The following is a 25012-nucleotide window of genomic DNA, read 5'->3' on the forward strand; positions in this document are numbered from 1 at the left end:
GCATCATCCTCGAACGTGCAGTTTTCCACGATCGCGTCCCACGACAGGCGATCCCGGCCGCGCCCGAAAAGCCGCGGAAGGAGCCTCGGAAGCTCCCGCTCGGTCCGCTCGATCTCCCGAATGCGCCGCCCCCGGATTTCATGTCCCTGAGGTACAACCAAATGAAGATCGTTCATGTGCTCACCAGACTGCTTCGAGCCGGCTCCGAAGAGAACACGTTGGCTTGCTGTCTCGCTCAGGCGCGGCACGGCCACGAAGTGCTCCTGGTTCACGGCGCGGAATACGACCCAAGGTTACGGGCATCCCTTACCGGAGCCCTTCGAGTGGTGACCCTGGAAAAACTCATCAACCCGATTTCGCCATCCCGCGACATTTCTGCCTTCGGGCGCCTCTCCCGCCTTATGCGTGATTGGCGGCCCGACATCGTGCACACGCATCAAAGCAAAGCCGGCATCGTCGGCCGCTTCGCCGCCAGGGAAGCCAATGTCCCTGGCATCATACATGGCGTGCACATTCTACCTTTCGTGCATGTGGGCAGCGGACAGAGGCTGATGTTCCTCGCCGCAGAACGCCTGGCCGCGAAGTTCACGCGCGCTTTCATCGATGTAAGCCAGGCTATGCGCGACATTTGCATCGCCAATCATTTGGGCAGTCCCGATCAGCACCATGTCGTCCACTCCGGCTTCGATCTGGCTCGCTTCGCGAGCGCGCGGTGGCCGCAAGAGCCGCATCTGCTCCTGGGGACGGCCGCCGGGGAGCCAAAGCCGCCGGTGGTCCTGATGCTGGCCGCGCTGGAACCGAGAAAACGCCACGTCGAGTTCATTGAAGCATTCGGGCAAGTCGTTGACCGAATTCCGAACGTGCGACTGCTCCTTGCGGGTGACGGACCGGCGCGATCGGATGTTGCATCGGCGATTGAACGCTCCCGGTTCGCAAACAACATTCGCATGATCGGCTACCATAGCGAGCCCGAACGACTGATCAGCCTGGCGGACGTGTGCGTGCTGACGTCGATGCGAGAAGGATTGCCTCGCGTCATGATGCAGTATCTGGCGGGTGGTCGAGCCAGCGTGGTCTCGCACTTGCCCGGCGTGGAAGAGGTCGTCCAGCACGGCGTGAACGGAATTGTGACGCCGGCCGAGGATGTGGGCGCCGCGGCGGCGGCCGTCGCCGATCTTCTCGAGAACCAGCACCATCGCGCTCGGCTGGCCGATGGCGCGAAACGCACCGACCTGTCGTCCTGGGGCCTGGAGTCCATGTGCGAAAGCGTCGAGCAGATTTATCAATCCGTGCTGGAGTCCAGCCTTTCGCCCGCAAGGCCGGACAAGGCACGAATTCGCGACCGCCTCGCCGGGCAAACCTTCGGGCTGCACGGTTTTTGACCCTCCTTCTGCTCCTTCGACGGAGCGCGGAGTTCCAAGGCTTACTTCTCAAACCGAACAAATACCCTCCTGTCACGCTCCGGCCGGCGAATGTCGATTGGTCCCGATGGCAGCAGGCTAGATAACCGGAGTACCGACGATGCGTATGCGTGCTGACCAGCAATTTCCTTCCAAGCCTTTGCCGATGAAGGACTGGCGCCGACGGCTTCCCAAATTCGAACCCGCGGTCGGCCGCATGCTCGCAATGATCGGCAGTCTCGCCGTTGCCTTTATTCTGCTCACCGCGGGCGCATCCCGTGCGGATGGATATACATTCGACACCGGTGACGTCCTGCGCGTGTCGGTGATCGGCGAGGAATCCTATCCGCTGGAGGTCGTGGTCGATGATCGGGGCTCGATATCTCTGCCAATGTTGGGCGATGTCCAAGCGCGCGGCCTCACCACCGTTGCCCTCTCGCAGGCCATTCAGCGCGCATTTCAGCAGCAGAAGCTCATCCTCGAGCCATTCGTGAAAGTGGAGATCGGCCAATACCGGCCGTTTTTCATCTCCGGAACGGTGGCACACCCTGGATCGTACCCGTTCCAACCGGGAATAACGGTTCGACATGCGCTGGCCATTGCAGGCGGGTTTCGCGCCACTGCCGTGGGAAATACGGAGCCGGCCCTGGAAATAGCTGATCTGCGAAGCGCGCGCGCAAATCTGGCGATCGAAGAATATCGCCTGAAGGTCCGTCTCGCCCGGCTCCAGGCGGAAAGCCGACAGGATAAGTCCTTCGTTGCTCCGCCGGATCCGCCGGTCGAGTTTGCCGGCCAGTTGATTACTGGCATCATCGCGTCCGAACAGGCGCAGTTGGACGCGCGGCTTGCCGCGTATCGGGATGACATTTCCTACCTCGAGGCCTCGCTGGATCGGGCGAAGAAGGAAGCAGCCATGGTTGCCGCCACCCGGGAAGAACGGGAGAAGACCGCGGACATCCAACTGCAAGAACTGCAGTCTGCCCGGTCTCTGCGGGAAAAGGGCCTGATAACCAACTCGAATGTCATGACCGCGGAAAGAGCACATACCAGCTATCGGGCCGAACTGGCGCAGACCGAATTTCAGCAGGAACAGGCGCAGCAGGCGATGCTGAACGCGGAAAGTGAGCTGCGAAAGAAGCATCAGAGTCACGAGATGGACTTGATCGCCCAGACTCAGGACGCGCAGGTCGAGCTGGGAAAAATTCAAAGTCAAATAAGATACGTTGCCGACAAGCTTCTCTTTATCTTCACTTACGGCGAACAGAGGACCTTTGATGATCTGCAGGGCTCGGTGAAGATTTCGATTTTCAGACGCGACCAGAAGGTCGCCCACGACATCGTCGCCGATCAAAACACGGAAGTGAGAGCTGGCGATGTGATCGAGGTTTCTGTCGTGGCCAACAAGGGGTTCTACGCTCCGGACTCCGGAACGATAGCGTCCCCCAGCGCGCAAAATCCGGCCACCCAGCCCGGCATCGTCGGCCAGTAGCACGACACCGATCTTCGGAACCTTGATCGTGATTTTTGGCGCAGCATTGACGGCCTTTGGGACCCGTCCGCACCGGGCGAATTCGCACGTCGAAACGGAGCGGAGGCCGCTAAGCCTCCTCCGCGCTCCGGTGCGCCGCAAGATGTCGCGCAGGGCTTCGCGCCGCCGTCTCATCGTCCGATCGCGCATTCCAGGTGCAATGTTGCTCCTCCTCGCCGCTGCGCTTGCGGGAGCGGAGTTTCTGCCGCGCCCATTTGATATCGCCAGGGTCGCGCAGACGCGCCCCTGGACCGACCTCGTGGCTGGCTGGCGCTATTTTTCCGATCCGCTGGCCTTGCTGGCCGGTCCGGGTGCTCTCCTGGTTTTCATCGCGGTCGCGGCCCTGGGCTTGCTCATGGCAGCCGTCCGCACCGCAAGGCGGAGACGAAGAGCCGACTTGCCAGGCGCGTTCGCGAACGTCGGCGCCCGGTCTTCGATCAAGGAGCCGGCGCCCGGCTCGGAGCTGGCCTGCGCGTTGCGTTCCTGCAAGGCAGCGTTCGCGGGCGTCGCGGTTTTTAGCGGCGTGAGCAACATCCTCATGCTGACCGGCGCGATGTTCATGTTGCAGGTCTACGACCGGGTGCTGCCGAGCCGCAGCGTCCCGACCCTGGTAGCCATGGCGATATTGGCCGGCGTTTTGTTTGTCGGACAGGCGGTCATCGACCTCGTGCGCGGCCGCATCATGACCCGTATCGGCGCTGAACTGGACGAAGCGGTCGGGGGACGCGTATTCAGCGCCGTTTCGAGGCTGCCCTTGTACATCGGCCAGCAGGGCGATGGATTGCAGCCGCAACGCGATCTCGACAACATCCGCACTTTTCTGTCGAGTGCTGGGCCCGGCACGCTATTCGATCTTCCGTGGCTGCCCTTCTATCTGGCGATCATCTGGAGCCTTCATCCGACCCTCGGGACAACCGCCGCTTGCGGCGCGTTCGTGCTGGTGACGCTGACGGTCGCGACCGAGATCCTTACGCGCAGACCGATGGGCGCCGCGGTCCTAAGTGGCGTGAAGCGCAACAGCTTCGCCGAGGCCAGCCGCCGCAACGCGGAGGTGCTTGCGGCGATGGGCATGGGCAAACGCCTGCACGACCACTGGCGCCAAGCAAGTCGCGAACATCTTACGCACCAGCAGCATGTCAGCGATATCGTTGGCGGCTTCGGCAGCTTCGCCCGCGCCTTGCGACTGATGCTTCAGTCGGCAATGCTAGGTGTAGGCGCCTGGCTTGTGATCCAGGGCGAAGCGACCTCGGGAATCATCATCGCCGGCTCCATCCTTGCAGGCCGCGCGCTAGCGCCCGTCGATCTTGCCATCGCCCATTGGCGCAACTTCGTCGCCGCGCGCCAGAGCTGGAGCAGGCTGGCGAAGTTGCTCGCCCGGTTGCCGCAAGACGCTCAGCCGATGGCGCTTCCGGTGCCCGGCTCGAATCTGACGGTGGAGCGCGTCGCGATCGGTGCGCCGGGCGCGCAGCGTATCATCGTGCAAGGTGTCGAATTCAGCCTCAACGCCGGCTCGGTGCTCGGCATCATAGGGCCAAGCGGTTCCGGCAAATCGAGCCTCGTTCGCGGGCTGGTCGGCGCATGGCGACCGCTGGGAGGCCGTATCAAGCTGGACGGCGCCGCGCTTGATCAGTGGTCGTCGGAGCGCCTTGGCCGTTACATAGGCTACCTTCCGCAGGACGTCGAACTGTTCGCGGGAACGGTTGCCGCCAATATCGCCCGCTTCGATCCCGGGCCGGACCCGCAGGCAATTGTCGCCGCCGCCCACGCCGCGGGCGTCCATCAGCTCATCATCGGTCTTCCCAACGGCTACGAGACGCAGATTGGAGAAGGCGGAACAGCGCTTTCGGCCGGCCAGCGTCAGCGCGTTGCCCTGGCTCGCGCGCTGTATGGCGATCCGTTCCTTGTGGTCCTCGACGAACCCAACTCGAATCTCGACAGCGAAGGTGAGATCGCGCTTGCCGGGGCCATTCTTGCAACCAAGGCGCGCGGCGGCATCGTGGCGATCGTGGCGCATCGGCCCAACATTCTTAGCACGGTGGATTTCCTGCTCGTGATGAAAGAGGGCCAGGTGCAGATGTTCGGCACGAGGGAAAGCGTGCTGTCGAAACTCATGCCCATGTCACAGGCCGTCACCGCGGGCCTGCAGCCGGTTTTCAAGCTCACCCCGACCGCCGAGCTGATGACCGTCCCGGACACGGAAACGGGGAAATGACAGCTGCCCTTTCGAACCGGACGATTTCCAACCGGCGATCCATCCGCCGCAATCTGCTGGGCGGAATGACCATGGTCGCATTGCTCGTCGGCGGAATGGGAGTCTGGGCCGGGACGGTGGACATTTCAGGAGCGGTGATTTCACACGGCGCGGTCGTCGTCGACACCAGCGAAAAGAAAGTTCAACACCCGACCGGCGGCGTGGTCGGCAAGATTTTCGTCCGCGACGGCGACCGCGTCCGGGCCGGAGACATTCTGGTCCAGCTCAGCGACACCGTTCCGCGTGCCAGCCTGGCTTACGTGACAAAGAATCTGGATGAGCTTTACGCGCGAAAGTCCCGTCTCGAGGCCGAGCGTGACGGCAGCGAGCGCATGACGCTTGCCCCGATGCTTGTCGCGGGAATGAACGACCCTGAGATAGCTGCCATGGTGGCCAGCGAACAACGGCTGTTCGAGCTTCGTCGAAACGAGGTGTCCGGCAACAAGGCGCGCCTGCGCGAACGCATCGAGCAACTCGGGAAGCAGATCGAAGGCTATTCGGCGCAGGAATCGGCAAAGACGAAGGAGATCGAGCTGATCAACGACGAGCTCGGCGACATCCGCAGTCTTGTCGAAATGAGGCTCACCCTCAAGTCGAAGCTGACCGAATATGAACGCGAGGCGACACGCATCGAGGGCGAACGGGCGCAGCTTGTGTCGAGCATGGCGCAGGCAAAGGGGGCGATCGCCGAAATCGAGCTCCAGATCCTGCAGCTGGACAAGGAGTTTTCCAGCGAGACCGGGAGCGAATTGCGCGATGTCGAGGCCAAGATTGCCGAGTTCGAGGAGCGAAAGGTCACTGCCGAGGACCAGCTGTCGCGCATCGATATTCGCGCCCCCGCCAGCGGCACGGTCCATCAATCCTCAATCCATACCGTGGGCGGCGTGATCGGCGCAGGGGAGCCGATCATGCTGATCGTGCCCGACACCGAGACCCTCATGGTCGAGGTGAAGGCCGCACCCCAGGACATCGACCAGCTCTTGATCGGTCAGCGCGCGCTTCTTCGCTTCACCGCCTTCAACGTCCGCACCACGCCCGAAACGGAAGGCGTGGTCTCCATGATCGCGGCCGACGTGACGCGCGATCAGCGCACCAACGAAATCTACTACGCGGTGCGCATCACGCCCGATCCGAAGGATTTCAAGAAACTCGGCCCTGTCTCGCTCATTCCCGGCATGCCGGTGGAAGCTTTCATACGGACTGGCGACCGCAAGGTGCTCTCATACCTGATGAAGCCTTTGACGGACCAGATGATGCGCGCGTTCAGGGACCAGTAGCTTGCCGCGCGGCTCGTCGTGCGGATCGGCGCAATCTCACCTGTGGCAAGGGAGACCTGTCAAGATGGCAACAGAACTGAAACCCCCGATCTTTCTGATCGGCAACTATCGCTCGGGCACCACCATTACGCAGAAATTGATCGGGCTGCACCCGGATGTTGTTACCTGGTACGAGCCGAAGACATTGTGGCTCTATGCCGATCCGGCGCGGCGTCATGACGAATTTGTCAAAGCCGACGCCACCGAAAAGGTCGTCCGTTACATTCGCCACCGGTTCCTCGAATATCAGTTGCGGCATGGTAACCGGCAAATCATGGAAAACACGCCCGCCAACGTCTTGCGCGTGCCATTTATCCATCAGATCTTTCCGGAGGCTATATTTCTGTATATCACGAGAAATCCATTCTCATATATAAGCTCCATGGAGCTTAAGTGGCAGCGTGCAAAGAGCTTTAAAGGTCTCCTGCGACTCTTGAAAGACACGCCGGTCACGCAAATTCACTATTACGCGGTGGATGTTATAAGGCAGATAGTCACCAAAAGGATACTGCGAAGAAAATACACATCGATCTACGGGCCGCGCTACAAGGGAATAGATCGGGATTTGCAAGAGCAAGAAAAATTGACAGTGATCGCGCGTCAGTGGGCACGAGGCAATCGAATGGCCCGAGAAGATCTCGCCAGGCTGGGCAACGGCCGCGTATTCTCGTTCCGCTATGAGGATCTCATCCAAGATCCCGAGCGGGTTCTGCGGAGCATATTTGAGCATTGCCGCCTCGACTGCGATGATTGCATTGTTCGCGCGGCGAAGGAGATGATCGATCCCGGCCGCCAGCAGAAGTGGCTCCGCCTGAATCCTAGCGAATTGGCGGCGATCATCCCGGAGGTCCGGGATGAGATGGAGTTCTACCGCTACGAGATCCCGTCCCTTCTCGTTGAGCATGACTCGCGACCGACGCGGGCTCCATTGGCGTTTCAGCACGGCCATCCGGATATTCCGTCCTCCCGCTGAGCGGTTCCGGGAGACGCATTGGCTGCCGCTTTTGGTGGGTCGAGTAAGGAGAGAGGCGTGAGCGACAACCGGCGCGGGCTGGCAAAACACAGCGTCGTGGGCATGTTCTGGACGGCCCTGTCCATGGGTGCCCTCGCTGTCGCGGAGCTTGTCGCTCTCGTCATCCTGGCCCGGCTGCTCTCGCCCAATGAGTTCGGCCTCTACTCCGCAGCCCTGATCATCATCAAATTTTCGGCCATTTTCCAAGGGCTTGGCATTACCCCAGCGATCGTGCAGCGACCGCTGCTGGAGGACCGACACCTTCGGGTCGGGTTCACCTTGTCGTGCTCGCTCGGGCTCGCCGTGTCCGCGCTGGTCTGGGCGATGGCACCCGCCATAGCCGATCTCCTTCGACTTGCCGATCTGGCCCCCGTCGTGCGGGCGATCTGCTTCGTGTTTCTTTTTCAAGGGGCTTCCATGGTGGCTTTGGCCGCGGCCCAGCGCGCGCTGCGGTTCCGTTGGCTCGCCCTCATCGACGCCTGTGCCTTTGCCGCGGGCTACGTCGTTGCCGGTCCGATCCTGGCCTGGCTAGGCTTCGGCATCTGGGCGCTTGTCGGCGCGCTGCTAATCCAGCAATTCATCCGCATGATCGTGCTGCTCGTCGGTCAGCCGCATCCGATGCGGCCTTTGCTTGAGCGGCGCGCGATCGTCGAACTGCTCTATTTCGGAAGCGGCTTCACCATTGCCCGGGTATGCAACTACCTCGCCACGCAGGCGGACAGGTTGGTCGTGGGCCGCTGGCTCGGCGCCGATGCGCTCGGCCTCTACGGCCTGTCGTCACAGCTCATGACGACGCCGGCGGTCATCGTGGGTCAGGTTCTCGATCGCGTGCTGTTCCCGACCATGGCACTGGTCCAGGAGCAGCCTGTGCGGCTTGCTCGCGCCTATCGCAGCGCCGTCGCAGGCTGCGCCCTGCTTGTCCTGCCGGCCAGCGTGGTCGTAGCGATCGTCGCGCCCGAACTGGTTCTGGTGATCCTCGGGCGGGGATGGCAAGGGGCTGTCGCCCCACTCCAGATCCTGGCGTTCAGCATGCTGTTCCGCACGAGCTACAAGCTTAGCGATTCCGTCTCGCGCGCAACAGGCACGGTCTACGCCCGCGCCTGGCGCCAGGCCGTTTTCACCATCGGTGTCTTCGTCGGGTCCCTCATAGGGCAGCTCTGGGGCGTAGAAGGCGTGGCGTTCGGCGTCGGCGCGGCCTTCGGGATCAATTTCTTCCTCATGGCACAGTTGAGCCTGCGCGTGACTGGAATGACATGGGCGGATTTCTTCCTGATCCATCTGCCTGGCCTCGCACTCGCTTGCGTCGTCGGAGCCGGCGTCTGGGCATTTGTGGAATGGCTGCGCGACCTCCAGCTATCTCCACTTCCGTTGCTCATCGATACGGCATTGCTGGCATCTGTCGGGGGCCTGCTGCTGTGCTGGATCCTGCCGTCGCTGTTCCTTGGACGGGACGGGAAATCATTGCTGCGCTTGCTCGCCGCGGTCGCTCCAGCCTGGCCCAGGATGAAGCAGGCAACAGACTGACCAGCGGAACTCGAGGTTAGTTCCGAGGATCAGGTTCTTCACGCGCAACGACATCATCTCCTTGCTCGATCATGGGTCGGCCTGACGCCCGGTCGGGCACCAGGAGGTTCCGTTGTTAACCGAGGGAAAATGCGGAAAGGGGACTTATCATGACTGAACTATTCGAAACGCGGGTGGCGAGCGCAGGCGACGATGTCGAGGAGAAAGGCTCCGGTACGATCGGAACCAACATCAACGACCTGGAGCTGGGCTATGACAGCAGCACCCGCCAGACGGTCGGCATCCGCTTCACCGGCATCGACATCCCACAGGGCGCCATCATCACCAGCGCCTATATCCAGTTCCAGGCCAATGAGGTGAAGACCGGCGCGGCCTCGCTGCTGATCCAGGGCGACAACACCGACGACGCCAACCCCTTCACCACCGCCAGCTTCAATGTGTCTTCCCTTCCCAGGACCTCTGCATCCACGGCCTGGGCGCCCGACCCGTGGACCACGATAGGCGAACAGGGCCTGGCCGAGCGCACGCCCGACCTCTCTGCGATCGTCCAGGAGATCGTCAACCGCTCGGCCTGGGCGGCGCTCAACGACATGGCGTTTCTGATCACCGGCACCGGCACGCGCACGGCCGATTCCTACGAATACAATCCGGCGAGCGCACCGCTGCTGCACATCGAATATATCTTGCCGGGATCCGGAAATCCCGTGGCCTTCAACACGCCTGCCGATGCCGATCCCACCACCAATCAGATCGCCGAGCTCGCCGCGGCCGGCGACCCGACCCGAATCACCGCTTCGGCTTCGGATCCCGATGGATCGACCGTCACCTACAGCATCATCAACGATGCGCGCTTTGCCATTGATTCCAGCACCGGCGTCATCACGCGATCGTCTGTCGGCACCCTCGACTTCGAGACCCAGCCGTCGATCAACCTGACGGTGAAGGCAACCTCGTCGGACGGCAGCACCGCTACCAAGATTTTCACCCTCGCTGTCCTCGACAGCCCGGAGCCGGTCGCGTTCAACACGCCGCCGGATGCCAACACCGCGGCCAACCAAATCTCCCAGAACGCCGCCGCCGGCACTGCCATCGGCATCACCGCTTCGGCCTCGGATCCCGATGCCGGATCGACGGTCACCTACACCACCATCGATGACACGCGATTTGCCATCAATTCCAGCACCGGCGTCATCACGCTATCGAGCCCCGGCACGCTCGATGCCCAAAACGAGCCGTCAATCAATCTCCACGTCACAGCCAAATCGTCAGATGGCAGTATCGCCACGCACACCTTCACGGTTGACGTCACCGGTGGCAGCGGCCAGCTGCCGACATCCGTGACATTAGCTCATACCATCCTGACTTCGCAGTGGTCGCCGCCGAGCCCCGACCCTACGGACATCGTCTATATTTCTCACCTCGGCACGCTGCTGGTTGCCGACAGCGAAGTCGACGAGATGTCGATTTTCACCGGCAAGAATCTCTACCAGATGAATCTGAACGGCACCCTGGCGGGTACGCTCACCACCATCAATTTCTCCGACGAGCCGGCCGGGGTCACTTATAATCCGACGAACCACCATCTCTTCTTCTCGGACGATACCGGCACGAAGAGCGTCTACGAGTTGAACCCAGGCAAAGATGGGCTTTACAACACGTCCGACGATATCGTGACCTCATTCAAGACTTCCGCGTTCGGCAGTTCGGATTCGGAGAGTCTTGCCTACGACACAAACCGCGGAGTGCTCTATCTCGAGGATGGCTCAACCCATAGGATTTACACCATCGCTCCGGGCCAGAACGGCAAATTCGACGGCGTCCCAAGCACGGGCGGCGATGATGTCGTGACGAGTTTTTCTGTACAATCGCTCGGAACCCCTGCTGACGGGGGCATCGCGTATGATCCGGTCCACGACCTGCTTTATGTCATCGTGTCACGCAACTCGGTGGCAATGGTGACGCCAACCGGGGATCTGCTGGGCACGCTCGATATCTCCGCCGCCAACGCGAAAAAACCGGCGGGACTGGCGCTTGCTCCGAGCAGCGATGATCCGAGCCATCAAATGAGCCTCTACATCGTCGATCGCGGCGTGGACAACGACTCCCACCCGACCGAGAACGACGGCAAGATCTACGAATTCCATTTGAACGATTGGCTGCTCGCCTGATCCGGCGAGGCGCGTTGTTCAAGCCCCGGAGCGCCGCATTCCCGGCCGGATGGACGAACTTCGGGCGCGATAGGCTCGAGCCAACTGAAGAGCGTTATAGACGGCCGTAGCCGGTCTCCGAACACGCGTCCCTGAGTCTGCTGATCTAGCGACGAGGGAGATTTGTCATGCCCAAACCACCACCTCGGATTCCCGACAACGGCAATGCGATTGGGCTGCTCTCGGCAGAGCTTGGCTCGACGTCCTTCCCCAAAAGCCTTCACCCGCTCGATGACGGCTCGCCGTTCGCTGTCGGCGATCCGAACCTTGTAAAGGTCCAGCCTGGCGACGACGGCGCGCCGCAGCTTTCGGCGACACCGGATGACGGCAGCCTCGCCGCCGAGCCGGGCGAGCACAATGCCGGCCATGGCGCAGCCTCGACCTCAATAACCAGCGGCGAACTGAAACTGATCGGCCTGGCCGAGGCGGCAGCCAGACTTGGCATTCATCTCGACAGCACCTTTCTCGACACGCTGGCGACGAAAGTCTCCAGCGGCCTTTGGCAATTTGCGGGAACAGGCGATGCGGGCAGTGGTATCGCCGACGCCACCCCCCATGTAGTCATTGACACCGGCGTGATGCCGACTGGCACCACGGTTGCCAGCAGCGGCCTCCTCGCAAGCTCAACTGCGATCGACCCGATCTTCGAAACGAGGGTGGCGACCGCCGGCGACGATGTCGAGGAGAAAGGCTCCGGTACGATCGGAACCAACATCAACGACCTGGAGCTGGGCTATGACGGAACCACGCGCCAGACGGTCGGCATCCGCTTCACGGGCATCAATATCCCGCAGGGCGCCACCATCACCAACGCCTACATCCAGTTCCAGGCCAATGAGGTGATGACCGGCGCGACGTCGCTGTTGATTCAGGGCGACGATACCGACGACGCCAGTCCCTTCACCACCGCCAGCTTCAACGTGTCCTCGCTTCCCAGGACCACCGCGTCAACGTCCTGGGCGCCGGACCCGTGGACCACAGTGGGCGAGCACGGCCTCGCCGAGCGCACGCCGGACCTCACGGCGATCGTGCAGGAGATCGTCAACCGCACGGGCTGGTCGGCGCTCAACCACATGGCGTTCATCATTACCGGCACCGGCACACGCACGGCCGATTCCTACGAATACAATCCGGCCAGCGCAGCGCTGCTGCATATCGAGTATCTGCTGCCTGGTCCGGCCGGCAGTCCGGTCACCTTCAACTCACCGCCGGATGCCGATCCTACCGCCAACCAGATCGCCGAACTCGCCGCGGCGGGCACGGCAGTCGGCATCACCGCCTCGGCCACGGATCCGGACGCAGGCTCGACTGTGGCCTACAACCTCAATGACACGCGCTTCGCCATCAATTCCAGCACCGGCGTCATCACGCGCTCGGCCACCGGCACGCTCGACTTCGAGACCCAGTCGTCGATCAACCTTACGGTGACGGCAACCTCGTCCGACGGCAGCACCGCCAACCAGAGCTTCACCCTCGCGGTCCTCGACAGCCCGGAACCAGTCGCATTCAATACCCCGCCTGATGCCAACGCTACCGTCAACCGGATCGCTCAGAACGCCGTGGCGGGCACGGGCGTCGGCGTCACCGCCTCGGCCAGGGATCCCGATGCTGGTTCGACGGTCACCTACAGCCTCAATGACACGCGCTTCACTATCGATGCCAATACCGGCGTCATCGCGCGCTCTGGCACCGGCACGCTGAATGCGGCAACCGAGCCGTCGGTCAACCTCCATGTCACCGCGACCTCGTCCGACGGGAGCGCCGCGGCGCAAGACTATGCGGTCAGCGTGACCACAGGGCCGATTTTCGAGAAAAGGATCGCAGCCAGCGCCGACGACGTCGAGCAAGGCCCCAGCGGCGGGATGGACCTTACCAGCAGCAATCTCGACATGGCTATCGAGTACGGTGGCACCAAGAACCAAACGGTTGGAATGCGCTTCACCGGCATCGACATTCCCTACGACGCCATCATCACCAGTGCCTACATCCAGTTCCATGCCCAGAATACCAGTACCGGCGCTGAGTCGCTTCTGATCCGGGGCGAAAGCGACGAAGCCACCCCCTTCGAGATTGAGACAAACAATGTCACCTCGCGCCTGATGACGAATGCCTCGGTGACGTGGACGCCGCCCGATTGGACCGTGAACAATGAAGCCAGCCTTGCCGAACGCACCCCGGATCTCTCTCCGATCGTGCAGGAGATCATCAACCAGCCGGGCTATCTGCAACTCAACGACATGGCATTCGTCGTCAGCGGCAGCAGCGGCACGCGCAGGGCCAATTCCTTCGACGGCAGCGCCGCCGGCGCCCCGCTCCTGCACGTCGAATACTATGTGCCGACGACCGGCCCGGTCGGCTTCAAGCATCCGCAGGATGCCGACTCTGCCGCCAACCAGATCACCCAAAACGCAGCCGAGGGCACTCTGGTCCACATCACGGCCTCGGCCAAGGATCCCGATGTAACTGATACGGTCACCTACAGCATCAACGACACGCGCTTCACTATCGATGCCAATACCGGTGTCATCACGCGCTCAGCCACGGGGACGCTCAATGCGGCAACCGAGCCGTCAATCAACCTCCATGTCACCGCAACCTCGTCCGACGGGAGCACCGCCGCGCAGGACTATGCGGTCAGTGTCGCTCCGACGGCGGCGCCGCAGGTCTTGTACCGGTACGCCGTCTTTGGTGATTACGGCGATACCGATCTCTCCGGCGAGAAGGCGGTGTCGGCGATGGTCCATGCCTGGAACGTCGACTTCATTCTCACGATAGGCGACAACGTCTACGCACCGCAGGTAATGGACGCTGCGGTCGGCCAGCAATACCATGACTACATAGGCAACTATCAGGGCGCGTACGGGAGCGGCAGCGCCATCAACCGCTTCTTTCCAACGCTAGGCAACCACGAATACAACGAAGGTAACGTCACAAACTACCTGAACTATTTCACGCTGCCCGACAACGAGCGTTATTACGATTTCCAGGTCGGGCCGGTGCACTTCTTCGCCCTCAACAGCAACAAGCAGGAGCCGGACGGCCGCAGTTCGACTTCGGTGCAGGGCCATTGGATGCAAAACCTTCTCGCGAATTCCAACGCGGGCTTCGACGTCGCCTACTTCCATCACACGCCATTCAACCCGAGTGGCTACACGGCCATCATGCGGTGGCCCTTCGAGCAATGGGGCGTGAACGCGGTCTTTGCCGGCCATCAGCACAATTATTACCGGGAGAACAGGGACGACAACGGCGACGGTGTCTTTCTTCCCTACACGACCACCGGCCTTGGTGGTGCTGGCAAAACCGTTCCCGATGTCGGCGCCAACCTGGTGACGGTCACGGACCAGGGCATGCTGATCGAGTTCTACAAAGTGAGCAGCTTCAACGGGACGACCGCAACCAGCTTGCTGACGGATTCCTACTTTGTCCCGACGCCGGCGGGCCGCGCTCCGACGATCGCCAACGGCGGCTACGTCCTGAACGGCACTGCCGGTGCCGACTATCTGTGGGGCCTGGGCGGAAACGACACGCTGATCGGCGGGCGCGGAAACGACACGCTGGTTGCCGGCAACCAGCATAACCTGTTCGTGTTCGCCCGTGGTGACGGTCAGGACACGGTCATGAATTTCCTGCCCGGCGCCGGCACCGGCGATGTCCTCGATCTCAGAGCCTTCGGCATATACAACGTCAGCCAGTTCCAGCAGGTGGCCACGAACCAGGGTTCGAATGTCGTGGCATCCCTAGGCGGCAGTGATCAGATCACGCTGACTGGCGTTCACGTGGATCAGTTCCACGACGACAACTTCCTTAGCACACTGCTACTCGCGTAGCGCGTCTTTCGCGGACACGCGGGCGCGGTCCATCCAGGCGCCAGGCTGGCCGCGGCCGGCAAACAAATGCCCGGGCCGCTTGCGGCACTCTGGCGTGCCGCAGGCGGTCCGGGCTAGAACCCTATGTCCTGAAAACGCTGCTTTCAGCGACCACCGTGATGGTCAAGAAGCTTACGTCTGGCCGGGAGGGCCAACGTGAATGTGGTTCGTGTCTCCCCAGCCATTGCCCGGGCGTGTTCCTCCCGATTTGGCGATCGCCCTGGAGTTCAAGCTCGTGCCCAGCAGAAGCGTTATGGCCGGTGGAGTCACCGCCGCGAAACGCCCCGCCTTCTTCAGAAAGTCCCGACGCGCCTGAGCCTCTGAAACCAGGGTTTCCTGCGTCCGTTCCGAGCGTTTTGTGCTTTCGGTTGGCATGACAATCCTCCCCATAGGCGTTCCAAAATTTCACGCAATTTACTTTATGCATCCCGATACATGGGTACTAGTTCACCAAAAGGCTTAGATTTTCGCGCTTGGAATCAACAGCGTGCGAGCGATGCGCCGCGCGAGATCGGACGAGCCTCCTCGCGCCGAGCCATCGGCACGTAGAAACTGCCGCGTTCCCCACATCAAATTGCCGGCCAGGCGCAACGGAGCGCCGATGATCGGGTGAGTTGCCGTGAAGATGCGTCTCCAGTGCTGGAAACGGACGATCGGCCGCCCTGCGCATCTTGCCGGGATCCTGGTTCCGAAGAAGTGATGCAAGGCCAGGAGCTGGGTGTCGAGAGCATTGCGAGCACTTCGGTCCGACATGGACGCCTGCAGCGCCCCCCAGTCCACGTCGTCGCTCTCCGCCAATTGTGCGAGGTCATGAAGATGCCTGAGATCAATCCTTCCGCGCCAGTAGTCCCCCTCCTTCAAGAGGTCGTGCACGATCCAATGCAGGGCCCGGGACTGGACAGGAGGAATATTCACCCGCAAACCGTCCCGCTGGACAAGCATAGGGGGTTCAAAGTCGTTCGCCCGGCGCGCCCGGAGTTCCAGCATTCCGGCGTCCTGCTGACGAGCCATGCCTCGGCCACCTGCCACGTCGACGTAACCGAGTTCTTCAAGGCAGGCTTGGGCGGCCGCCTCTTCAGCCGGCTCCACAGCCAGATCGAGGTCGCTTGTCATCCTGCTGGGAGCCTGGCCGACAGGCGAAAGGAACAGGGGAACAGCGCCCTTGAGCAGTAGTGGAACGATGCCGCGGCGATTAAGGGCCGCAACGGCTTCAAGCAGTTGGGCACGCAAGCGCAGGTTCCGCTCCCGATTGCAGTCGTGAACGAACCGAAGGTACTCGTACACGTCCTGCGGCAATCGGTGGATCTGGCCGGCGCGCGCGAGGGACGAGAACAGGTCTGGCGTGAGCAGAGTGCGATTGGCCAGGGCAATCACAGCATGCCAGTCGGCCCTGGCGGCCGGACTGCCGCGAAGTCCGGCGATCAACGCCTCGAGCGCGTTGCCCCTGCGCATCATCGGCATGCCTTCGTGATCAGCTCCACCGCATCGCCGAGCTTCGAATAGGTCAGGCAATAGGTGCCCGCCGATCCGATTACCTGGGTCAGTGCGTCGAAGGCGGCGCCGCTCAACTCTCGGCCTGGCGCGAACGCGCCGTTGAGCAGGACGCGCAATGCGTCGGCTGGGTCGACCGGCTCCAGGCAAGCTTTCGCGTCGCGACCTCGACGAAGCTGGATCACGCAGCCGATCGGTATCGGAGAAGGCGGCGCGACCTCGCTGGGCACCGCAAACCGAACACGCCTGCGGTCCGGTCGGCGACAGACCGGGACAGCATAGAGATCGGGGTAGTGCTCGGCCGCAAGCGGCCATGCTCCCGCCTTGACGGCGGGGGCAAACGGCAGACCAACGCCATGCCCCCGGGAGTCCAGCAGCGTGACATCGTCAGAAGCGAAACCGAACCCTGCATGGACCAGCGCCAGGGTCAGCGTTGTCTTGCCTGCGCCCGGCTTGCCGCAAAGAAGCACGATGCGTTCATTTCTGACAACCGCGGCCGCGTGCAGAGCAAGTTCGTAGGCGCCGCGATCGAGAACCTCGATCAGCAATTGCCCTTTCAGCATGACGGGCAGCTCGTCGGGCGCGCAAGAGAGAATCCAGTCGCCATCCCGGAACAGGTGGACCCGCCCGTCGTGATCGACCAGTTGGAGAAGGACGTCGGCCCTCTCCCTTCGCACCTCGAGATGCCGAAATACGGTGATCGCGGGAAACGCGCAGGCAGCCGGGTAGTCGATGCGCATGTTAAGGCCCGCAATGGCGACCATCTGGCTCACAGGCTCTTGAGCCGACGCTGACAACGGCGCGTGAGGCCGTATCAGGCTCAGCTGCTGCCAATCCCTCAGCGCGGCCTCGACATGCCTGTCTGCCTCGAGCCTATCAACGCCGCCGCGCGCCATCTCGGCCGAGATGGCGTCCGGCGGCATGCCTCCTTCCAGCGAGCGCCAGATCTCGGCGGCAGTATCGTTGACGGCGAAAACGGCCTGCTGGGATGGACTGAACAGGATATTTTGCCCCCTGACGCGTGCCAGCCGCCCTTGGGTCACAAACGTCGCACGACTGTGAGCGGCAGCGCCTGGCGCCACCGTTCTGCTGACCGCCTCGTGGTGATTCATCGCGATAGCCCCCTCCCCGTCTGCCGAAACGTGGCGACGGCCCAAGCTGCAAAGCATTTCTAAGGAACAGAATGACCGGCGACTTGCCGCCGGGTGCGCCTTCTCACAGCGCTTCGTCGGAGAACCGGGCCACGTTCTGATGTCCCGAGACCCACTGGAGATGCGCCTTGTTCCAGTATTCGCGCGCATCAGCCCCCGTCAGCACCTTGAAACCGGACGGCGGCATCGGCAATGCCGACGGGATTGCCTCGTCGGGCAGCCACAGCAACACGTTGTCCCGGCTTTCGATGGCCAGCCGCCAGGTTCTTTCCAGGCGACGGAATCCGCGCATGTTTGCCGAAGCCAATGCAAAAACCGATCCCGTGATCCTCAGCCTGGGTGACTGATCGACAGCCTTGATCGGCGCCTGATGCGTGACTTCGCCCTTCGAGAGAAAGGCGTGCATACGGATGAGGGTACGGTCGATCAGCACGGTTTGCCCAGTTCCGTCCCGGTCGTTTGACGCAGGATCCACGCTGATCCCCGAGAAACAGCCGTCGAACAGGCAATCTTCGACGGTGCCGCTGAGGAGGTAATCATTCTCCACCGCGTCATCCCTGACTTCGCTGAACCAGCACCCTTTTAGGCGAAAGCCATCGGCCCGCTCGGCGAAACGGATGGCGTCCCAGCAGCGCCGCACACGGACACCTTCTATTGTCGCATTGGCGGTTCCGTCCCTGACAAGCAGAGCCGCGCTGTTGCAGTAGGTATCCCGCCAATCGGAGGTTAGCGGCACCTGGCCGTCGAAGCGCCCTCCGATGAAGTGAACGCCGGGGCAGTTACGGATGACGACTGGATAGCGATTGACCGGCAACGTCCCCTCGTCGCAGCCCATCATCGCGCTGGGATTGGTGTTTCTGCTGTTGGCAACTGTGAAGGAAGCATTCCGAGCGTCGATTGTTGCTCCGGCTTCGAGATTCCGAATGGATTGTTGCTCGTAGCCATGCTCACCTGTCAGAACGAGCTGCTTGCCCCCCGGCATTTGTCCGCCTTCGGCCCGGCAGAAGCCGGGCAGCAGAGCAAACACCGGATACAAACCGGCAAGGCATATGAGTGATCGGCGGTCCATCCCCGTACTCATTAGTTGACGGACGTGCTCATCGATCGACCGAGTCGTATCGCCGATGTCGTTCGAGACAGCCTAAAAGCACCGCCTCGAGCGCTCTTTCAGCCACGTCTTCGGGCGATGCCAGCCTTTCCACGTCGACTGACGCCAGTACGCCGACGTGATTCTCCGTGCCCATTTCCCTCTCAAGATCGGCGGCCAGCTCGCGGCAAGTTCGATCCGCAGTCGACCAGAGATCAAGGTCGCGGTCGGCAGATGCCCTTTGCATCCGCGAGGACCGATCACTCCTCTTCAGAAGTCGATCCCGGGCCATGCCCGTCTCAGCGCGCAGATGGACAAAGAGCATGTCATCGACGCCAATAGCGCACAGGATATCAAACCATTTTTCGGAAGTTGCCCGATGCTTGCTTTTAAAAAAAATAGACCAGAAGCCCTGCAGCAGCCCCTGGTCCATAATAGTGATAGTATTTTTCCGTGCCCTCTCGCTCTGGACATAGGCAACCAGAACCGACATGTTCCAGATGACCCTGACGACATCGACAATCGATGATTGTCCGCTTTCGATGGCAAAGCGGGCTATTCGCATGAGCAGGGAACGGAACTCACGATCCTTAACTCTTGGGGCAACAATACCGATCCTATGGATTTGCCGGCCGATGAAAGTTCTTGTCCCCGGCGACATTCGCACGTCACCTACCAGCGGGCCGCACCGTCGCAAGCCGTTCGCCAACAGGCTGCAGGTGGTTGTCTTTCCGACCCCGGGAAGACCGAAGAATTCCACAAATCGAATGTCCGTTTGAAGCACACGTGCTTCGGGGCTTGGCGGGAGGCCTCCCGCCAGGTCGCGAACGTTTTGCGAAGTCATTGGATTAAGGTGGTGAGGTTAACTCGCGGAGGATCAACGACTGGGAAGAAGCTGTCTTATCTTTCCGTGTCCGAAGAGCTGAGACCCAGTCCCGGCGTACAACTTTGGGTTCTCGTTAGATCTGGTCTGCAATGATCGTTGCATGCCGCGGTAGAATATGAGCAAAGCCAGCGGCAGCCAGAAGAAAGCCGAGGTCGACGGACCGAAGGAATCGCTCATCTGGTTCGCGACGAGGTAATTCCACACGGCAACCGACGTTCCGAGCACCATCACATTCACTTCGGTCGCTTGATCGCCCCTCCCTTTGTCGACCAGTGTGTGAAGAACGGCGCAGACCAGATATGCCACGACCAGCACAACGATAGTCAATACCAACGCGAAGCCAGGCACTCCCAGTGTTCTAAAATAGTCGATGAACAGGTTATGGCTATGCGGAGCGATGTCTTCCACCCACTGCCCTGCCCCCACGCCCATGAACGGATGCGCTAGGCCGAGATCGATCGATATGGACCACAGTCGTTGCCGCGACACGATCGAATGCGCCTCACCGCCGGAAAGCTGAAGTGACAGCAGCTTGTAGGCTCGCGGATTTAGGAACTGCAATGTCGCCAAGCTCGCTTGGAATAATATCGGAGCGGCAACCACCCCCGCGATCACTGTTATTGGCCGCTGCTTCCTTATCACCAGATAGATACTGTATAGCCCAAAGAACGTACCGAGACCTGCGACGCCAAGGACGAAATTCGTCTTGGATCCCGATTTAACCAGACCCAGGAGTCCCGCGAGCAGACAACCCGAGAGGAGGATTCGGTGCCTTCGAGAAGCGACCAGCTTCGCAGCGACAAGCGGCAGACCGGCCGACAAGGCAATTCCGAGCTGGTTTGCATGCTTGAAATAGCCTTCCGCCCGATCGGCGAATCGAGCGTCGCCCAGCCCGACAGCGACAAGGCAGGATGTAACAGCAACCATGATGACCATGGCCATCCCAATCCTGTCGATTGCCTCGAACCCCCTGGGCCTCGTGGCGATCACTGCAATCGTTGGAATAATGGCGAAACCAAACACCTGCGCGAAGACCGCGCGCATGGTCCTGATCGGATTGTCCGCGTAAAGTGCCGACAGCAGGGACAGAATCATGATGACAGCAGACATCGTCAGCACGGCAGTCGCCAGGGCTGCGTCAGTCCGATGAAGGCGTCTTGTCGTTTCGGCGTAGGGAACGATGCTCAGCACGGCGCAGAACAAAGCCAGCAAAAAGGAAAGCGAGCCATCGGTGCCGGCTATCCGAGTGGCGCCGGGGAACCATATCGAAACGATAAGCAAAAGAATGGATGTCTGCAGCATGGATGGACATCACGCCGAAAGCGCTATGCAGCAACTGCGCGCCAATGCCGGATTGAAGGCGCGCTGCCGCACCGCGGGTGAATACTCCGCGTACCTATTTCATGAGCAGCGTAGGCGCAGCCGGTGGACAAGGGAATGAGCGAAACCGGAGCATCCGGACAAGGTGCCCTACGCCTTTTGTGCAAGGGTCGGAGATACCGCGGTTCCCCGCTGCCACGTCGAGAGCCGGTCAGGCAGCGCAGCCGGGATTGGGTGTTGGTAGGGATTCGCAGATATGGGAGACTTGGGCGCGGCACACCGAGTCTTCCGCACCATAGGAGATCGCCGTGCTTTGGGGCCTTGTCGCCGTCGGAGTGATCGGCATTTTGCTCGGATTTCGTGTTCGGGCACCGGCGCTCATCGTCATGACCGCGGTGATTGTCGCGTTCGGCGCGGCTGCAGGCGGCATCGGCAGCTTGTTCGACTGGGACCGTCTGCTTTCGATCCTGCTTTTCGTCGTCACGCTGCAGTGCGCCTACCTGCTCGGCGTCTTCCTCGGCGTCGTGTGGCGTCGCGGCATGACCCATGAGCAATGACGGCCGGCGCCGGACCTGTTCGACGCGGCCGTGCCGCCCTAGGTTCGCTGCCTTTCTCGCCGATCAAGACGCATGATCGAATCTCATCACGGCGAAGACCGTCCGGATGAGAATGACGACATCGGCCCATATGGACCAGTTTCGCACGTAGCGGCTGTCGATAGAGACACGGCCTGGATAATCTATTGCGTCCCTGCCCGTCACCTGCCACGCGCCGGTCAGACCGGGCCGGGTTCGAAGGTAGTCGATCGCACAGGCGCCGTAACGTTGCAGTTCATCGGGGACGACCGGTCGAGGGCCGACGCAACTCATGTCGCCGCGCAGCACGTTGATGAGCTGAGGCAACTCATCCAGGCTCGACTTCCTGAGGATGTGCCCCAGGAATGTGACGCGCGGATCGTTTCTGAATTTCAAATTCTGCTCCCACTCCTTGGCGGCTTCGGGATTGCTCGCAAGATAGTCGGCCAGAACCTGCTGGGAGTTGGCGACCATGGTCCTGAACTTGTAGCAGGCGAAACGCTTGCCGTTGAAGCCGATCCGGGTGTGGGAGAATATCGCCGGTCCACCGTCGGTCACCAATATCAAGAGGGCAACCACAAGCATAATCGGTGCGGCAAGGACAAGCGCGACCGATGCGACGGTCACGTCCATGATCCTCTTGGGCCGTCCCCCAAGCGGACGATGGTTTTGGCCGACGCGGACGCCGGGCCTGCGGGGGTTCATATCAAATGCGCTGATTGTCATGAGCTTCGCCAGGGAATACGGCTGGTTTCAACAATCAACTTCACAGCGGCGGCTCATTCCCGGCAAGAACCGCAAAGGAGGTAGCGCCGTATCTGGTACCGGTTACCCCCTTAGCCTGAACCGCGCATTGCCGGCGCGGTATCGATAAGCCTTCTGATCAAACGGCGTATCACCGGGCACCCGTTTTCTGCAGTAGCGGTTCGGGCAAGTTCGACTGTATTGCGTGATCGACGAATTGGAACTGGTTCGGCACCGGCGGTCGAGAGCGCCGACTGAATTCGGGCCCTACCTCTCGTGGCGAGGATGCTGAGAGAGTGTCTGGGGCCACTTTTGCCGAATGCAAGCCGGCAAAGCCGCATGGCAATGCGATGGATGAAAAGCAAGCGCGTCGCGTCCGGACGAGATCCGACGGGCAGATCTTCCGCGTCAAGGAATGCCAGCCTGCCTGATAGTGGAGAGCACGTAACGTGGCGCCCGTTCTGAAGCCTTGGTCCCGTGATTTCCCCGCAAGACCGGCTGCTCGTCATCTTCCCGAGATCGACCGTGCGGAAACACTTGCTATCGTGCGCAAGCAGATAGGCTTGCTCGATCTCGATCTCTCAGGCCTCACCGTCGTGGTCGGCGCTGCGACAGGATATCAAGCAGTGACTGCGACGGCCGCGGCGCTCGCCAATGCCGACCGTGTCGTTGCACTCACTCGCGTATCCTCCAGACATCCGAGCCTGGCGGCAGCCGCAGATGCGACGTTGACATTTGCCGAATACGCCAAGGTCGCCGAACGCGTGGAAGTGACAAACCGCATCGAAAGCCGCAAATGGCAGGACGTCGACATCATCACGAATTGTCCCCAGGTCGGGCCGATTTCGAGATCGCTCATCGAGCTCTTGCCCTCTCATGCGGTTGTTTCGCTCATGGCTGAACCTTGGGAGCTTCGGCCAGGCGTTTTGGACTTCGACGCCTGTGACGAGGCCGGCATCAAGGTTGCGGCTCCAAATCTCAGCCACCCGGCCATAGGCCTGCTGCCGGAATTCGCGCGGCTGTGCCGGGTCTTGCTCGAGGATGCCGGCGTCGACCAGCGTGCCTCGAGGTTCGCCATCGTCTGCGACACGCCCTGCGCGCCATTCCTCGAGCATATGCTCGAGGAGCGTGGGGCAAGAGTCAGTGTTTTTTCGCATCCGGTGCTGCTGACCGATGATGCATGGGAGGTGATCATCGTCGCGATGAGGCCCTCGGCCAAACCGCCAATGGACATCAACAGCCTGGGCCGTATTGCCAGGAGATCGCGCCAGGCGCTGCTGGTGCAGTTCAGCGGCGGGATCGACCGCTCGGCAGCCAGCTATTTCGGCCTCAAGGTTTGGCCGCCGAAGCGCCCCAACCGCGGCGAGCTGGGCCTGCCGCTCGAGATACTCGGAGCGGCTCCGGTGATCCGCAGACTGACGGGGGGCCTGAAGGCCGCCGAAGCCGCATATCGCGATGCGGAGTTGGGCGGAGACAGCGTTGGATTTCTCGTGAAGGCAGGATCGCTCGACCGGGAACATGCCTGCACATCGGCCTGAGCGTATTCGTTTCATGGGCCCGGAGGGATCGTTCAAACTTCTGAACCTGAGACGTGGAGGGTGGACCTGAAAGAGGTCCGCCTCCACGTCCGAGCATTGGCGTGCCGGTCGTTCTATTGCCAGGCGCTAATGCATGTCGCGCAAAAGTGTGCAGCGGTTTTGCGAAAACGACATGCATAAAAACAAAGATCTAAAGCGCGTCGCGTGAATCCGTTTCAGCGCGACGCGCTTTAGACCGGGCAGCCTTCAAAGCATCATCTGTCTAAGTTTGTAGGCTACCTCCGTGCGGTTCGTAGCTTTCAACTTTTTCATGATGTTGCGGATATGGACCTTGACGGTGCTCTCGCAGAGGTTGAGCTCATAGGCAATGATCTTGTTGGCCTTGCCTTTCCTGAGCGCCTCCACGACCGCGGCCTCGCGCAAGGTGAACATGCCGGCAAGCGGACGGGCCCCGTTTGCGGTCGAATGGATGACCTCGCGTAGCGCCAGCACGCAGCTGGCGGGCACGAAGATTCCTCCGGCGCGGGCGAGACCGATGGCCTCGGCAGCGACCTTCACCTTCACACTCGTGGGAATGTAGCCACGGGCGCCGCATTCGAGAGCCGCAAGAATCTCCCCTGGCTCGTCGGAATCCACCACGACGATTACTGGCACGGCGCCAACCTCGGAGATGAGGTGCACAAGTTCCGCCCGAACGCTTTGGTCGGTAACCTTTCTGGCCCCGAGAATAACGAGAATGGCGGATGGCTCCGCCCCGCTGGCAATGTGCTGGATCTCGTCAAGAGATCCGACGGCGCTGACGCGCAAAGCCGGATTATGTTCGATAAGGCCTCGAGCAAGGCATTCGCGCTCGAGCGCTCGCTTGTCCACAATTACGACCAGGCCTTCGGTCTGATGTCCGTCTTCGAGAGCGGGCGTGCCGAGCCCGTTCACGTCCGTCAGATGCCCGTTCTGTAACCCCGTCGCGTCCTTCCAAGAATCGGAAATTTGAGCATGTCCCATCGCCTTATTTACTCCTCTCCGCCGCTGACTTTGCTCGCTCCCCCTTTATATCTTGACCCTCGCAAGGCTTGTCAGAGGCATGAACTGATACGCTCGTTCCTACCGTGTGTC

Annotated in this window: 17 protein-coding genes; 10 read left to right on the forward strand and 7 right to left on the reverse strand. The window is 61.4% G+C overall.

Going from position 1 to position 25012, the window contains the following annotated elements; genetic code table 11:
• The first annotated feature begins 161 nt into the window (after window positions 1–161).
• The 8 genes from AU465_RS18075 to AU465_RS18110 all read left to right on the forward strand — a co-directional run bounded on the left by AU465_RS18075 (window position 162) and on the right by AU465_RS18110 (window position 15068).
• Window positions 162–1382 carry a glycosyltransferase gene (locus tag AU465_RS18075; protein ID WP_192250556.1) on the forward strand — a complete coding sequence of 407 codons (1221 nt, stop codon included), beginning with the start codon at window positions 162–164 and terminating at the stop codon, window positions 1380–1382.
• A 139-nt stretch (window positions 1383–1521) separates the two neighbouring features.
• Window positions 1522–2889, forward strand: a complete 1368-nt coding sequence (locus tag AU465_RS18080) for a polysaccharide biosynthesis/export family protein (RefSeq protein WP_246506228.1) — start codon at window positions 1522–1524, stop codon at window positions 2887–2889.
• 199 nt (window positions 2890–3088) lie between these two features.
• Entirely contained in the window at window positions 3089–5140 is a 2052-nt protein-coding gene (locus AU465_RS18085; protein WP_246506230.1) for a type I secretion system permease/ATPase, read from the forward strand.
• Window positions 5137–6456 (forward strand): HlyD family type I secretion periplasmic adaptor subunit, encoded by a 1320-nt coding sequence (locus tag AU465_RS18090; protein WP_192250559.1) that lies wholly within the window; start codon window positions 5137–5139, stop codon window positions 6454–6456. The genes AU465_RS18085 and AU465_RS18090 overlap by 4 nt, the downstream gene beginning before the upstream one ends.
• 64 nt (window positions 6457–6520) lie before the next feature.
• Window positions 6521–7468, forward strand: coding sequence for a sulfotransferase family protein (locus AU465_RS18095; RefSeq protein WP_192250562.1), 948 nt, complete (start codon window positions 6521–6523; stop codon window positions 7466–7468).
• A gap of 57 nt (window positions 7469–7525) precedes the next feature.
• Window positions 7526–9031: a lipopolysaccharide biosynthesis protein gene (locus AU465_RS18100; RefSeq protein WP_312891279.1), complete on the forward strand. Its 1506-nt coding sequence runs from the start codon at window positions 7526–7528 to the stop codon at window positions 9029–9031.
• Window positions 9032–9180: 149 nt separating this feature from the next.
• Complete coding sequence (locus tag AU465_RS18105; protein ID WP_192250565.1) at window positions 9181–11199, forward strand: cadherin domain-containing protein; 2019 nt, start codon at window positions 9181–9183, stop codon at window positions 11197–11199.
• 167 nt (window positions 11200–11366) lie between these two features.
• On the forward strand, window positions 11367–15068 hold the full coding sequence (locus AU465_RS18110; RefSeq protein ID WP_192250568.1) for a metallophosphoesterase: 3702 nt from the start codon (window positions 11367–11369) through the stop codon (window positions 15066–15068).
• 498 nt (window positions 15069–15566) lie between these two features.
• Here AU465_RS18110 and AU465_RS18115 read toward each other — a convergent pair whose 3' ends face one another.
• The 5 genes from AU465_RS18115 to AU465_RS18135 form a co-directional block, all read right to left on the reverse strand.
• Window positions 15567–16568, reverse strand: coding sequence for a nucleotidyltransferase family protein (locus AU465_RS18115; protein WP_246506233.1), 1002 nt, complete (start codon window positions 16566–16568; stop codon window positions 15567–15569).
• Window positions 16559–17710 (reverse strand): PqqD family peptide modification chaperone, encoded by a 1152-nt coding sequence (locus AU465_RS18120; protein WP_192250571.1) that lies wholly within the window; start codon window positions 17708–17710, stop codon window positions 16559–16561. The genes AU465_RS18115 and AU465_RS18120 overlap by 10 nt, the downstream gene beginning before the upstream one ends.
• Before the next feature lie 103 nt (window positions 17711–17813).
• On the reverse strand, window positions 17814–18818 hold the full coding sequence (locus AU465_RS18125) for a hypothetical protein (RefSeq protein ID WP_192250574.1): 1005 nt from the start codon (window positions 18816–18818) through the stop codon (window positions 17814–17816).
• Between the two features lie 28 nt (window positions 18819–18846).
• Window positions 18847–19497, reverse strand: a complete 651-nt coding sequence (locus AU465_RS18130) for a hypothetical protein (protein ID WP_192250577.1) — start codon at window positions 19495–19497, stop codon at window positions 18847–18849.
• A gap of 216 nt (window positions 19498–19713) precedes the next feature.
• Window positions 19714–21024 (reverse strand): O-antigen ligase family protein, encoded by a 1311-nt coding sequence (locus AU465_RS18135; RefSeq protein WP_192250580.1) that lies wholly within the window; start codon window positions 21022–21024, stop codon window positions 19714–19716.
• 326 nt (window positions 21025–21350) lie between these two features.
• Between AU465_RS18135 and AU465_RS18140 the strand changes: the two genes are divergently transcribed.
• Entirely contained in the window at window positions 21351–21599 is a 249-nt protein-coding gene (locus AU465_RS18140; protein WP_192250583.1) for a hypothetical protein, read from the forward strand.
• Between the two features lie 63 nt (window positions 21600–21662).
• Here AU465_RS18140 and AU465_RS18145 read toward each other — a convergent pair whose 3' ends face one another.
• Window positions 21663–22250 carry a sugar transferase gene (locus AU465_RS18145; RefSeq protein ID WP_246506235.1) on the reverse strand — a complete coding sequence of 196 codons (588 nt, stop codon included), beginning with the start codon at window positions 22248–22250 and terminating at the stop codon, window positions 21663–21665.
• Window positions 22251–22906: 656 nt separating this feature from the next.
• On the opposite strand from AU465_RS18145, the gene AU465_RS18150 reads away from it, so the two are divergent.
• A complete protein-coding gene (locus AU465_RS18150; RefSeq protein ID WP_192250586.1) occupies window positions 22907–23899 on the forward strand; it encodes a DNA-directed RNA polymerase subunit omega in 993 nt (330 codons plus the stop codon).
• Between the two features lie 246 nt (window positions 23900–24145).
• Here AU465_RS18150 and AU465_RS18155 read toward each other — a convergent pair whose 3' ends face one another.
• Complete coding sequence (locus AU465_RS18155; RefSeq protein ID WP_312891280.1) at window positions 24146–24832, reverse strand: helix-turn-helix transcriptional regulator; 687 nt, start codon at window positions 24830–24832, stop codon at window positions 24146–24148.
• Window positions 24833–25012 lie beyond the last annotated feature (180 nt).

Source organism: Mesorhizobium silamurunense, from assembly GCF_014843905.1.
GTDB lineage: Bacteria > Pseudomonadota > Alphaproteobacteria > Rhizobiales > Rhizobiaceae > Mesorhizobium > Mesorhizobium silamurunense.